Raw genomic sequence first — 12816 nt, 5'->3', positions numbered from 1 at the left:
AAATAAATAATGCCCGCGGCCAAAAACAGAATAGAGGCGATAAATAACACCTTGACCAGGTTTTTCACGTCGTTCTACTCCTTCAACTCAGATCCCTAACCTATGCAAACGCCGATCAAAAAGGACACCGACACCGAAACGGCCATCGCGATAAAACCGACGCTGGCATTCCCCGCTGCGATTTCTTCGTCGATGTGGAACACCGGCGTCAAGAACTCGAATAGCAAATATGCAGCAAACAGCAGCAAGGCCCCAACCGAGGACCAAATCATAAAGTCGTAGATGGACGGATGTACCGCTGCATAACGGATGATATTGGCCAGCCCGAATATTTTCCCGCCGGTGGCCAGCGACGCGGCCAGATTGCCGCGCTTGATCTCCTGCCAGCAGCGGTACCTTGCGAACAGTTCGAAGCAGGAAAGAAACACGATCAATTCCAACACCGCTACGGATAAATATCCGATCATCAGCCCCAGCGGTTGCTCCAAGAGCGGATCAATGCTTTCCTTCATAGCGTCCTCTCCCTTTATGCCATGAGGCTATTCGTTCTTACTTCAGCTCGGCTACCGTAACGCCGGTTCCGCCTTCTCCGTAATTCCCCAGACGATAGCTCTTGACATGCTTATGCTTGCGAAGATATTCGGAAATCCCTGTCCGCAAAATCCCGGTGCCTTTCCCGTGAATGATGTAAATTTGGCCTAAATTGCTTAAGTAGGCTTCGTCAATGAAGCGGTCGACCTCGATCAACGCCTCCTCCAGGTTGGCCCCGCGCAAATCCAGCTCGCTGCGAACGTTCTCGTCGCGCGTCCGCTTGACGTTTGGCGCCGTCCGTTGAACCGGCTTGCTGGCCGGGGCTGCGGCAATCAGCTCCATGTCGTCCAGGCTCACCTTCATCTTCATGATGCCGAGCTGCACGATCGCTTCTTTGCTGCCGGAGAGCTCCACGACATTGCCTTTCTGATTCAAGCTGTACACCATCACCTCGTCGCCCGGTTCGATTTGCCGCGGTGGTTTCGCTGCTTTGCGGGCTGCCCCGCTTTTCTTACGGCGCTGCGGTTCGGCTTCGTCCAGCTCCTTGCGCGCGGCGATCAGCTTGTGCTCCTTGACTGCTGCGCCTTCTTCCATCGCAAGCCGGCGCAGGTCCCCGATAATCCGTTCGGCTTCCTGACGGGCCTTGGCAATGATCGCCGACGCTTCCTCCTCCGCCTTCTCGAGGCGTTTATCGCGCTGCTGCTCCAGCTTCTCCAGCTCGGAAGCGTGGCGTCTGCGGAGCTCTTCCATCTCCCGCCGCAGCTGCTCGGCCGTTTCGCGCTCCTGCTCCGCGCCGAGGCGGTTCTGTTCCAGCGAGGCGATCATATTCTCGACGCGCATGTCCTCTTCGGTCACTTCGCCGCGGGCATACTCCAGGATCCGCTCCGGCAGGCCCAGCCGTTCGGCGATAGCGAACGCGTTGCTTCGCCCGGGAACCCCTACCAGCAGACGATAGGTCGGACTTAACGTGCTAACATCAAACTCCATGCTGGCGTTGATGACGCCTTTCCGTTCATATGCATAAGCTTTCAGCTCGCTGAAGTGGGTTGTCGCCACCATCCGGCAGCCCAGCGAATGGATATGCTCCAGAATCGCGATGGCCAGCGCCGAACCTTCGGCCGGGTCGGTACCCGCACCCAGCTCATCCAGTAGGACGAGGCTTTTGGGCGTCATCCGGCGCAAGATCGAAATGATGTTCGTCATATGGCTGGAGAACGTACTCAAGCTCTGCTCGATGCTTTGCTCGTCGCCGATATCGGCATAAATCGCGTCAAAAACGCAGAGCTGGCTGCCGTCTTCGGCCGGCACGAACAACCCGGACATCGCCATCAGGCTGAGCAGTCCGATCGTTTTCAGCGTGACGGTTTTCCCCCCGGTGTTTGGACCGGTAACGATGATCGTCGAGTACTGATTCCCCAGTTCCACGTCGATCGGAACGACTTGGTCGGGCGGGATCAACGGGTGACGGCCCTTCTTCAGCTTAAGAAAACCGCGATCGTTCATGCGCGGCAGCGTACCCTTCAATTCCCGGGCCAGACGGGCTTTGGCGAAGATAAAATCCAATTGGCCCAGCACGTCCCCGTCGTACAACAGCAACTCGGCTTGCTCGCCAACCAGGGCGGTAAGCTTCTGCAAGATGACCTCGATTTCGCGTTCTTCGCGCAGCCGCGTCTCGCGCAGCTTGTTGTTCATCGCCACGATCGATTCCGGCTCAATGAACAGCGTGGCTCCCGATCCGGACTGATCGTGCACGATCCCGCCGAAATGGGCGCGATACTCCGCCTTGACGGGGATCACGAAGCGGTCGCCGCGGATCGTAATCAGCTGATCCTGCAGCATCTTCGACACCGAAGACGAGCGGATCATCGCATCGAGCTTCTCGCGGATCCGCACCTCCCCGCCCCGCAGCTCGCGGCGGATGCTGGCCAACTCGGGACTCGCCGAATCCAGCACCTCCGCGCTATCGTCGATGCAGCGTTTGATCGCGTCTTCCAAAGTCTTCTGTTCGCTTAAGGCGTCGCTTAAGTTAAACAGCAGTTGGACTTCGTGCTCTTCATGCATCGTGGCGATATACCGTTTGATCCGGCGCGAGCCCTCCAACGTGGTCGCAATGCCAAGCAGTTCGTGCGGGTTCAGCGTCCCCCCGATCCGGGCCCGTTTGACGGCCGGAGTGATGTCCACGATCCCGCCGAATCCGGGCGCGCCCTTCAGGCGGTCCACTTTAAACGCTTCATCGGTGGCTTGCAGCATCCGCTTGACATCTTCCAAATCGGTGGCAGGTTGCAGCGCTTCCGCCGTTCTTTTTCCGAGCGCCGTTTGGGAATAAGATGACAGCTGATCTATAATTTTTCGATATTCCATGGTTTTGAAAATTTTCTCGTCCAAGTACGTTCACAACTCCCCTCGGGCTATGATCCCATTATAACGAAACCATTCATTTTTCGCCATTTGCCCACATCACACATAAGAATGCGAATCGCGGAACATGATAATTGCGTATAGCCAAACGTACTTACTTCTAAAAGGAGGCTATGTACCATGCATTTTCTGGGACACGTCGTGCGATTCATCGTCTCCGCCCTGGTTCTGCTGGTTGTGGGATGGCTCGTACCGCAATTCAGCATCGGCGGATTCGGCAGCGCCTTGCTGCTCGCCTTGGTCATCGCCCTATTGGGCTGGGCCATTGAAGGCATTTTCGGAACGAGGGTTACCCCGTTCGGGCGCGGAATCGTCGGTTTTCTTACGAGTGCGCTCGTGATCTGGCTTGCCCAGTTCATTATTTCCGGCGTATCCGTCTCCGTTATCGGCGCTTTGCTTGCCGCATTGGTGATCGGGATCATCGACCTGTTCATTCCCGTGTCAACTCCCTTTGACGCAGGTAAAGACAAAGCCAACCGTTAATGGCGGTGCACCAAGCAAAGAGGCCTTCCTTCCGCAGGTTTGTCACACTGCGGCAGGAACGGCCTCTTTCTCACTTTCGCCATTTAACGCATTTTCCGTGCCTATAGATTCCTGACATTCCACCATGGCTTTCTTGAAGGTTGTTTCCGCAGAAGTTCAACAATTCTTCAAACCTTCAACCTTCCGCCCCCTGCAAAATACGGTATGATATTCTTAATATTGTCACAAATATACTGTATCGCGAGGGATAATTGTGAAGAAAAGCATAGCTATCGTCGCAAGTTCGGTATTACTGTTGCTTGTTACCGCTTGCAGCGGCGGTAAAGCGGCTGAGACCAGCGGGTCTGCCGCCGAAAACAACGTCAAGCCGGAGGCCGAATTGGTCATCGAAGCCAGCAACTATCAATTCGATCAATCCGAATACCATTTAAAGAAAGACGTTCCGGTGAAGATCGTGTTCAAGAACGCCTCCGGAAACCACGGGATCCTCGTTCCCGGCCTGAAGCTGCAGCTTGACCGCAAGAACGACTCCGCCGTGATCGTTCCGACCGAAGCCGGCGAATTCGAGATGTCCTGCTCGGTCATGTGCGGTTCCGGCCACAGCGGCATGATATCTAAAATCATCGTAGAATAGACGCTTCGCCTTTACACGCAAGAAGAGCCCGCGGCACACTGCCGGGGGCTCTTCTTCATGAGGTCGAACCTTCATTAGACTTTAGGACGGGTCCTGTTCAAGCAATTCGATCCATTCGTTATATTCCGATTGAAGCTTGGCGTAATCGTCCTTCAGGCGACGATATTCCTCTTCCCGCTCCGCCTGCTGCTCCTGTTCCTTCTCACGCTCAAGCTGCAGAAGTCGGAATTGATGAGTTACCAGCTCGTAACTGTCCGTGATCTCTTGAAGCTGCTCGGCCAGCCGGCGCTTCTCTTCCTCCAGCGCCTCGAAGTCGCCGGCCATCGTCAATACGCGTTCGCTTCCGGCCGCGCTTTCCTGCTGCCATTCGTCCAGTTGCCGATGCAGCTCGGCTTCCTTCTCGCGCCAGGAATTCAGCTCGCGTTCCGCCGAAGCCCACTGCTTGCGCCACTCCCGTTCCCGCTCTTCAGCCGCTTCGCGATAGCTTTCCAGCTCGGACTCCAGGGCGGCAAGCGATTTGCGGCCCTCTTCGAGCTCCTGCAACCGCAGGTTCAGCTCATCCCGCTCTTGTTCCAGCTGCCGCTTCTCTTCTTCGGCCGTCTGCGCCGCTAGGAGAGCTTGCTCCCGCTCCCCTGCGGCCCGCTCCAACCGGTAACGCAGCGAATCCAGCTCGGCGGCCAACGCGCCGGCCTTCTCCCGCTCCGCCTGCAGCTCCCCGCTGGCTTCCTCCATCCTGCTGGCTTCGGCGGCCAACTGCTCGGTCAGCCGTTCGCTCTTGTCGGCAGCCTCGAGCAAGCTGATTTCCAGGCGGCTTAACTCCTCGCTGCGCTTCTCGGCCAGCTTCTGCCACGACTTCTCGTTCTGCTGCGCCGCCGATACCTCGGCCCGGAGCTTGTCCTCCCGCTCCTTGGCTTCCTGCAACCTTTGCTGCAGTTGCTTCGTTTCCGCTTCCGCAGCCTGGAGCGTGCCTTGGAGCTGCTTCGTCTGCTCTTGCAGCTTCCCGCTTTGCTGCACCGCCCGTTGCTCGGCCGCCTTGGCGTCTTGCTCGCGCCGCTGCAGCTCGCTCACCTGCTTCTGCAGCTTGGCCGCCTCCTCTTTCTCCTTCGCCGCCGTCTGCTCGGCCTGGCGCAGCTTGGCTTGAAGCTGCGAGTTGCTGCCGCGCTGCTCGGTAAGCTGACGCTCCAGCTCCTGCACCCGGCCGCGCTGCTTGCGGGATTCCTCCTCCTGGACGAGCAGGGAGGCTTCCAGCTTCTCCACCTGTCCGGTGAGCTGGCGCTTCTCGTTCTTCAGCTGCTGTTGTTCCTCCTGGAGCGCCTTGTACATGTTTTCCTGTTTGGCATGTAAATCCTGCAGGACGGAGTTCTCTTGGAGCAGCACCGACTTTTCCTGTTTGGCATTTTGCAGTTCGTTCTGGAGCTGCTCCACCCGGATCGCTTCCTCGGCCATCCGCACGGCGGCCAGTACGGCCAGCCGCGGCGTGTCCAAGTGGGGATAGGCCTGGGAGATGCTGCGCATATGTTCATCCACGCGGCGCGCCACCTGCTTCATGTACTCCGCGCTGCTTCCGACGATTTTATAAGAAGTTCCGTAGATTTCCACGTTTACGCTAATTCGGCCTTGATTATTCAACGCTATGTGCCTCCTTCGGTCCTGTGTGTCGTCTCTTAGATGCGGATAATTGCACGAAAGTCACATCGAATCGGTCGTCTTACAAATGATTCGATGTGACTTCGTCCAATTCCTGCTATTTTCTAAGCTCAGCCGCAAAAGTTTGCGACAGTCCGGCAACCACCCGATCGTGGACCGCGGCCACTTCTTCGTCCGTCAGCGTCCGTTCCATGTGACGATACACGAGCGATAAAGCCACGCTCTTCTTTCCTTCTCCTAATTTGGCGCCGGTAAATACGTCGAATACCTCCACCGACTCCAGCAGTTCGCCCGCCGTTTCGCGGATCACAGCGATCAGCGCGCCCGCTTCCACTTCGGAGCCGACAACGACGGCGATATCGCGCTGCATTGCCGGATAACGCGGCAGCTCTTGGTAGACGTAAGCTTCGCCGGCGTAACGGTACAGCGGTTCAAGCAGCAGCTCGGCGGCATACGTGTCATCCAAGTCCATCTCCCGCTGCAGCTCCGGATGAAGCTGGCCCAGCGTACCGATCCGCTCCTTGCCGGCGGTTCCATTCAGGAAGACGGAAGCCGAACGGCCGGGATGGAAGCCTTGCGGCCGATCCGCTTCATACGAGATCCGGTCGGCGAGGCCCAGATATTGGAACAGGCTTTCGAGCGCACCTTTGAGATCGAAGAAATCGACCTTCTCGGCCGGTGCGTTCCAGCGTTTCTCCGCCCGATCGCCCGTCAGCAGCAATCCAAGCACCGGCAGCTCGCTCGGCTGCCGGGTCAGCTTGGCTTCCTCCGTGCGGAAGATGTCGCCGATTTCGAACAACGCCAAATTGTCCTGCTTGCGGTTGCGGTTGTAGACCGCGATGTCGATCATCCCCGGCATCAGGCTGGCACGCAGCACGCTGCGGTCCTCGCTCATCGGCATGGCCAAGCGGATTTCCCGGTCTCCTTCGCCAAGCTGCGGGAAGTTGGCGCTCACGCCTTCACGGATGAAGGAGTAGCCCATCACTTCCTGCCAGCCGCCATGTCCGAGCAAGCCGCGAATGGTGCGGCGCAGCGCCTGCGGTTTCGTGTATCCGCCGGCCGTGGTGATCCCTTCGATCATCGTCGTCGGAATGTTGTCGTAACCGTAGAGCCGGGCCACTTCCTCGATCAAATCCACGTCGCGCGTAATGTCGCCGCGGCGAGTCGGCACGCGGACCTCGATGACCTCTTCGGCGCCCGCGCATTCGAAGCGGAGACGCCCCAGAATCGCTTTGGCCTCCAGCGAGGAAATGTCTGTGCCCAGGTAATCGTTCAACTTCTGAAGAGGCAAGGCGATCACTTTCTCTTCCGGCTGTTGGTGAGCGACCTCCACGATCCCTTGGGCCACATGCCCCCCGGCATGGGCAGCCATCAGCGCGGCCGCGCGATCCAAGGCTGGGAGTACGGCCGCCGGATCCACCTCTTTCTCGAACCGCTGGGAAGCCTCCGAGCGAAGCCCCAGCGTCCGCGAAGTTTTGCGGACGCTGCCTCCGGCGAATTTCGCCGACTCCAGCACGATATTGACCGTTTGATCCGTCACTTCCGTGTCCAATCCGCCCATCACGCCGGCCAACGCGACCGGACGATCCTCGCCGTCCACGATCAGCAAAGCGCCGGCTTCCAGCTCGCGCTCCTGGCCGTCCAGCGTCACCAGCTTCTCACCGGCCTTTGCCTGGCGCACGCCCAGCGTGCCGCCGGCGATCTTGTCGGCGTCAAACGCATGCAGCGGCTGCCCGTACTCAAGCATCACGTAGTTCGTGATGTCGACGATGTTGCTGATCGGACGAATCCCCGCCGCCATCAGCCGGTTTTGCATCCACAGCGGCGAAGGGCCGATCTTTACGCCGGCGATGTAGCGTACCGCGTACCGGCTGCACAACTCAGGCGCATCGATCTTGACTTGAATCCGCTCCTTGGCTTGCACCCCTGAATCGGCAAGTTCGGGCTGCGGCAGCTTCACTTCGCGACTCAAAATCGCGCCAACTTCATAAGCGGCCCCGATCATGCTCAGACAATCGGAACGGTTTGGCGTGAGATCGAAGTCCAGCACCTTATCGTCCAGACCCAGCAGGCCCGTGATCGGCGTGCCGATCTCCGCGTCCTCGGGCAGTACCAGGATCCCCTCCTGCTGTTCCTTTGGCAGTAGCTTGTCGTTCATGCCCAGCTCTTTGGCCGAACAGATCATCCCTTGCGACAAAACGCCGCGCAGCTTCGCCTTCTTGATCTCGAGCCCCCCCGGGAGCTTGGCGCCAACGAGCGCAACCGGAACTTTCTGGCCCGCGGCAACGTTCTTCGCGCCGCAAACGATCTGCAGCTCTTCCTCCTGCCCGGCGTCGACGAGGCAAACGTTCAGCTTATCGGCATCGGGATGCTTCTCTTTGCTCTTCACGAAACCTACCACGACGTTCATGACGCCTTGATTGCGGTTTTCGATCGAATCGATTTCGATCCCGGAACGGGTGATTTGCTCCGCCAGCTCTTCAACGTTCACCCCGTCCAGGGAAATATAGTCGGACAACCATTCGGTTGATACTTTCATTGTCAGTTCCCTTCCCTCTTTACGTAAAATTAAACTCTGGCAAACTGCTGCAGGAAACGCAGATCGTTGTTATAGAAGTAGCGGATGTCGTCAACGCCGTACTTCAGCATGGCGATCCGTTCCACGCCCATCCCAAATGCGAAGCCGCTGTATTCCTCGGGATCGTAGCCGCTCATCTCGAGCACTCGAGGATGCACCATCCCGCTGCCGAGAATTTCCAGCCAGCCGGACTGTTTGCACACCCGGCATCCGTCGCCGCCGCACTTCATGCACGTGACGTCAACCTCGACGCTGGGCTCGGTGAACGGGAAGAAACTTGGACGCAAGCGAATTTGCGTGTTCGGCCCGAACATTTTGCGCGTGAACTCCAGCAGGGTACCTTTCAGGTCGCTCATCCGGATTTTTTTGCCGACGACCAGCCCTTCGATTTGATGGAACTGGAACGAGTGGGTCGCATCGTCGTCATCCCGCCGGAATACGCGTCCCGGGCAAATAATCTTGACCGGTACTTCGCCCTGCATCGCTTCCATCGTTCGCACCTGCACCGGCGACGTTTGCGTGCGCATCAACAGCTCCTCCGTCAGGTAGAAGGAATCCTGCATGTCGCGGGCCGGATGGTCCTTCGGCAGATTCAACGCTTCGAAATTGTGGTAGTCGGTTTCGACCTCGGGACCTTCCGCAATCCGATAGCCCATGCCGATGAAAATATCCTCGATCTCCTGGATCACCTGGTTCAGAGGATGAGTGCTCCCCTGCTTGAGCGGACGGCCGGGCAGCGTCACGTCCACTTTCTCGGCAGCCAGCCGCGCTTCGGTTTCCTGGCGCTGGAAGTTGGCTTGCTTCTCTTCGATCACCGCTTCGATGGCGGCTCTGACCTCGTTGCCGACCTGGCCGATCACCGGCCGCTCCTCCGCGCTCAAGGACCCCATCCCGCGCAGGATTTCGGTTAACGCGCCCTTTTTGCCCAAATATTTGACCCTCAGCTCGTTCAAATGCCCGGCATCTACCGTTTCCGCCAGCTCTTTGAGCGCCTCTGCTTTTAGTGCCTCAAGACGTTCCTTCATGAATAGCTCCTCCTAAAAGTTTTGTAGTACGAGTTCAAAAAGTCAGGTTTTCAGCACCGAGAAGGTTGGATGAAGCTAGGGTCTAAGGAGCGGAGCGTACGATTGGGGTACGTGAGCACCTGAAATGTTTCCGAAGGAAACATGCTTCGGAAGCATCCGCTTAGGCCCGGCTGAATTCAAGATTCGACGTCGAATCCGCTTCTTGACCTGCTTCGTGATCAAAAGATGACTTTTTGAACAACCTCGATAAGACAAAATAAAAAGGCCTCTTCTCCCGTAAGGGACGAAAAGACCGTGGTACCACCCTTGTTAGAGCGCCGCATGACCATTGCCAGCCTTAAGGCTCGAAGGGCGCGATGCTCTCACTTTCAACGAAATAACGGCTCGTGACCGGTATCCTCTAGTGTGCCGGCCTGCAGCAAGACGCCTTGCGGCGTTTCCATTAGCAGCGGCAGTTCAAGGAACTGCTCCGGAGCGAACTTCGGCAGTTCCGTTTCCCTAGCGGCGCTCTCAATCACCGGCGCCCCTTCCCTGTTGGTCGGTTTCCTGCTTACTCTTCTCCATCCATGCATTTCATGTCATAATTACCTGCTATTATATGCTAAACGGACATCCGTTGGCAAGTCGGCGTTCCATTATGGTATCTTAAAGAAGTGATTTGGAACGCATCCCATCACGCCAAGGAGGAATAAGCCCATGAACGGCAACGAACGCAAGAACATCGCACCCGGCCTCACCGTGGACATCGTATTAAAAAAAGACCAGCCCACCGGGAAGCTGACCCGTGGCGTCGTCAAGGACATCCTGACCAACTCCGCTACCCATCCGCACGGCATTAAGGTCCGGCTGCAAGACGGTCAGGTGGGCCGTGTGAAAGCGGTTCTCCCGAGCAAAGCCGATTAGTCAGGAAGGCGATATCCGCCTTACCGGATGCCGCAGCACGGTTTTCATTTTCTCCGGCGCGGTTTTGCGCGGGTCAGATAGATAAATTTCGTGATGCTTGCGAAAGTCGTCGAAGTTCTCTTCCAAACCGTTCGCCTCGAGGAACGCAGCCATCCGGGCCACCGATTCCGGTTCGGTCTTAAAGGGCCCGAGATGCATCATCTGGACGCAAAGCCCCTCCTTGAAGACGGATAACCTCACATCGCTCAAATCAAGCTCCGGTTTCTTCTTCGCCGTCCGTTCCTTCACCCGGTCCAGCAGGTCCTCCGTGACGAATTCGGGCTGCCGAACCATCGATGTCCACACCCAATTGTTCCGGTTCGGATCGTACCCGATGCCCTCGGAATCCCAAAGACCCTCGAGCGGGGGAACGACATATTCGTAATACCCAACCGGCTTGTGCTCGCCCATTTTGCTCATCTTGATCTCGTAGGACAAGGTATACAGCTTCTGAACGGCAAGCTGATAGCCTTCCCCGTCGGGGTCCCCTTTGCCGTCCACCATAAGGTACAGCATCGGCGGTACCTCGACTAAAACCGGATTCGGCCCCGGCATATACAGAGCCTTATCTTTCTTCTTGAAATCCAGCTTGTCCTCCATATCTGCCACCCTCCGCATTAATCCCGTTTCCAGCGCCCCAACGTTGGAAACCAAGCCAGCATCGCTTCCCTTGCTTTGGCTTTATCCGCAAACATGCCGGAATCGCCGCCATACTGCAAGCATTGCTCGATCATTTCCTCCATGGAGACATCGGCGGTAAACGCACCGTCTTTGTAGCAGTAAACGCAATACTCGTAATTGACCTCGCCGCCTTGTTCCGTGCCGAGCTCCCCGTGATTCGTCAACGGCATACCGCAGCTTTGGCAGAACAACCGGTCTTCCGCGATCGGAAAATACAGCTCGACATAGGCCGGAATTCCCGGTTCCGGATAATGCTCATGTACGGCTCCGGTCAGTTTCAGGCCGTGTTCCGGCAAATAAGTTCCGATCACCTCGTTAAATACCTCGCCGTACGCCGTATCGCGGCAATCCGCCACCAGATACGTATGAGCCGGAACCGTCCACTTCGTCCAGCCCTCCGGAACGTCGCTGTCCGCTTCAATTTCGCAGCCGGCCAAATACAGCCCTCGGTCGTCCCATCGACCCAAATACTTGTCAGGGTGCCCCATTAAACCCCAAGTCCCCTTTGGCGCTCCATGCTCATCCTTAAGCACGATGCCCTCGATCATCGCATACGAAGCGTTCGCTTGGTCCCAGAGCGGCATGATCCACTGCGGCCCCTTCTCCGCGCCGCCCTGGCCGAGCCGGCCCGCCACCGTAAAATCCTCGACATACTTCAACTCTACCTTCGCCATCGCACAACACTCCTTTTACTTGGATGGCACCATTGTAGCAGCCATAATATGACGGCTGTATGTCATATTAAGAAGGTTCGGAATACCGTTCGGCGATTTTCTTGGCTTTGTCGCGCAAAACCTCCCGGATATGCCGCGGAGAAACCACCGTTACATTTTCGCCAAAGGACAGTAGGTAGCCATAAACCCAGCTGTCCTCGGGGTAAGTAGCCGTAACAAGATACTGGCCGTCTTCCCGTTTGCGGATGCGGGTCCGTTCGAACTCGTCGAAGATTCGAAACGCCATATGAGGCGGAAACAAGAGCTCAAGGTCGACGTAGGTGAAGCGATCGTCCTGCATGGCGGCATCCAGCGGCGTGACCTCCATGTCCCGGCGTTCATACAATGTCTCGGTGACCACCAGTTCTTCGATCCGGCTGATTTTAAACGTCCGAAGCTCCCGGCTCTGCAGGCAGTAACACTGCAAATACCAGGAACGGTTCTTAAACTGCATCTTCAACGGCTCAGCTTGCCGCTCGGTTCTTTGCCCATACGAGCTATAATAAACGAACTTCACGACCCGCTGTTCCAGGATGGCCGTCTTCAACAGCCCGAATTTGCTACGCTCCGCTTCCCCGCTGTTCCAGCCGGAGAAATCAACATCGATCCACTGGACCTCCTCCTTGCGAAAAAGGGTACTCAGCTTGGACAAAATCCGGCTCGTTTGCAGGGCGTTCGTGGCTTCCAGACTTTGCAGCCCAAACAAGATTTCCTTTTGCTCGACCTCGGACAGCAGCGATTTGTTCAACACGAAATCGGGCAGCAGACCGATCCCGCCGCCCTTTCCTTTGCTGGCGTACACGGGAATTCCCGCGCCGCTTAACGTATCGATGTCGCGGTAGATCGTGCGGGTGGACACCTCGAACCGCTGCGCCAACTCGGCAGCCGTCATCGTTTGACGCTCCAGCAGCAAATATACGATTTCAAACAGGCGGTTCATCTGCACGCGTACCCCTCCTTTGAAATCAAGTATACCCTCGAAAATGAGACATAGCGATGTCATATTAAAAAAAGAAGGGCTCTCGAGGAGAGCCCTTCTTCCAGGTTATCGTCCGTTACGCCGTGCGTTTCACGTTCAGCGGTTGTTTCGGCGCCGGGGTTTGCGTTCCGGCATCCTTCTTATGGAACAGCTTGCGGAGGTAAGGAAGCACGAAGTAGTCGAGA

12 protein-coding genes are annotated in these 12816 nt (G+C 57.1%); 3 read left to right on the top strand and 9 right to left on the bottom strand.

What is annotated here, in order from left to right; genetic code table 11:
- Nucleotides 1-95: 95 nt before the first annotated feature.
- Both MJ257_RS19640 and MJ257_RS19635 read right to left on the bottom strand, forming a co-directional pair.
- Nucleotides 96-512: a DUF350 domain-containing protein gene (locus MJ257_RS19640; RefSeq protein WP_178021945.1), complete on the bottom strand. Its 417-nt coding sequence runs from the start codon at nucleotides 510-512 to the stop codon at nucleotides 96-98.
- A gap of 37 nt (nucleotides 513-549) precedes the next feature.
- On the bottom strand, nucleotides 550-2916 hold the full coding sequence (locus MJ257_RS19635) for an endonuclease MutS2 (RefSeq protein WP_240270843.1): 2367 nt from the start codon (nucleotides 2914-2916) through the stop codon (nucleotides 550-552).
- Nucleotides 2917-3069: 153 nt separating this feature from the next.
- Between MJ257_RS19635 and MJ257_RS19630 the strand changes: the two genes are divergently transcribed.
- Nucleotides 3070-3432, top strand: coding sequence for a phage holin family protein (locus MJ257_RS19630; RefSeq protein WP_178021943.1), 363 nt, complete (start codon nucleotides 3070-3072; stop codon nucleotides 3430-3432).
- 253 nt (nucleotides 3433-3685) lie between these two features.
- Nucleotides 3686-4066 carry a cupredoxin domain-containing protein gene (locus MJ257_RS19625; RefSeq protein ID WP_240270842.1) on the top strand — a complete coding sequence of 127 codons (381 nt, stop codon included), beginning with the start codon at nucleotides 3686-3688 and terminating at the stop codon, nucleotides 4064-4066.
- A gap of 81 nt (nucleotides 4067-4147) precedes the next feature.
- Here MJ257_RS19625 and zapA read toward each other — a convergent pair whose 3' ends face one another.
- From zapA to MJ257_RS19605, 4 genes are all read right to left on the bottom strand, one after another.
- Nucleotides 4148-5695, bottom strand: coding sequence for a cell division protein ZapA (zapA, locus tag MJ257_RS19620; protein WP_240270841.1), 1548 nt, complete (start codon nucleotides 5693-5695; stop codon nucleotides 4148-4150).
- A gap of 115 nt (nucleotides 5696-5810) precedes the next feature.
- The gene (pheT, locus tag MJ257_RS19615; protein WP_240270840.1) at nucleotides 5811-8252 is read right to left on the bottom strand and encodes a phenylalanine--tRNA ligase subunit beta; all 2442 of its coding nucleotides are present in this window, start codon (nucleotides 8250-8252) and stop codon (nucleotides 5811-5813) included.
- A gap of 29 nt (nucleotides 8253-8281) precedes the next feature.
- Nucleotides 8282-9316, bottom strand: a complete 1035-nt coding sequence (gene pheS / locus MJ257_RS19610; protein ID WP_240270839.1) for a phenylalanine--tRNA ligase subunit alpha — start codon at nucleotides 9314-9316, stop codon at nucleotides 8282-8284.
- Between the two features lie 368 nt (nucleotides 9317-9684).
- Entirely contained in the window at nucleotides 9685-9834 is a 150-nt protein-coding gene (locus MJ257_RS19605) for a hypothetical protein (protein ID WP_240270838.1), read from the bottom strand.
- Between the two features lie 178 nt (nucleotides 9835-10012).
- On the opposite strand from MJ257_RS19605, the gene MJ257_RS19600 reads away from it, so the two are divergent.
- Nucleotides 10013-10219, top strand: coding sequence for a YwbE family protein (locus MJ257_RS19600; RefSeq protein ID WP_240270837.1), 207 nt, complete (start codon nucleotides 10013-10015; stop codon nucleotides 10217-10219).
- Here the strand turns inward: MJ257_RS19600 and MJ257_RS19595 are convergent, their stop codons facing one another.
- The 3 genes from MJ257_RS19595 to MJ257_RS19585 form a co-directional block, all read right to left on the bottom strand.
- The gene (locus MJ257_RS19595; protein WP_240270836.1) at nucleotides 10220-10858 is read right to left on the bottom strand and encodes a GyrI-like domain-containing protein; all 639 of its coding nucleotides are present in this window, start codon (nucleotides 10856-10858) and stop codon (nucleotides 10220-10222) included.
- 17 nt (nucleotides 10859-10875) lie between these two features.
- Entirely contained in the window at nucleotides 10876-11613 is a 738-nt protein-coding gene (locus MJ257_RS19590; protein ID WP_240270835.1) for a zinc ribbon domain-containing protein, read from the bottom strand.
- 67 nt (nucleotides 11614-11680) lie between these two features.
- Nucleotides 11681-12592, bottom strand: coding sequence for a helix-turn-helix transcriptional regulator (locus tag MJ257_RS19585; protein ID WP_240270861.1), 912 nt, complete (start codon nucleotides 12590-12592; stop codon nucleotides 11681-11683).
- Between the last annotated feature and the right edge of the window lie 224 nt (nucleotides 12593-12816).

The sequence above is a fragment of the Paenibacillus timonensis genome (genome assembly GCF_022427145.1).
Lineage (GTDB): Bacteria > Bacillota > Bacilli > Paenibacillales > Paenibacillaceae > Fontibacillus > Fontibacillus timonensis.
This window is presented reverse-complemented; position numbering and strand designations above follow the sequence as displayed.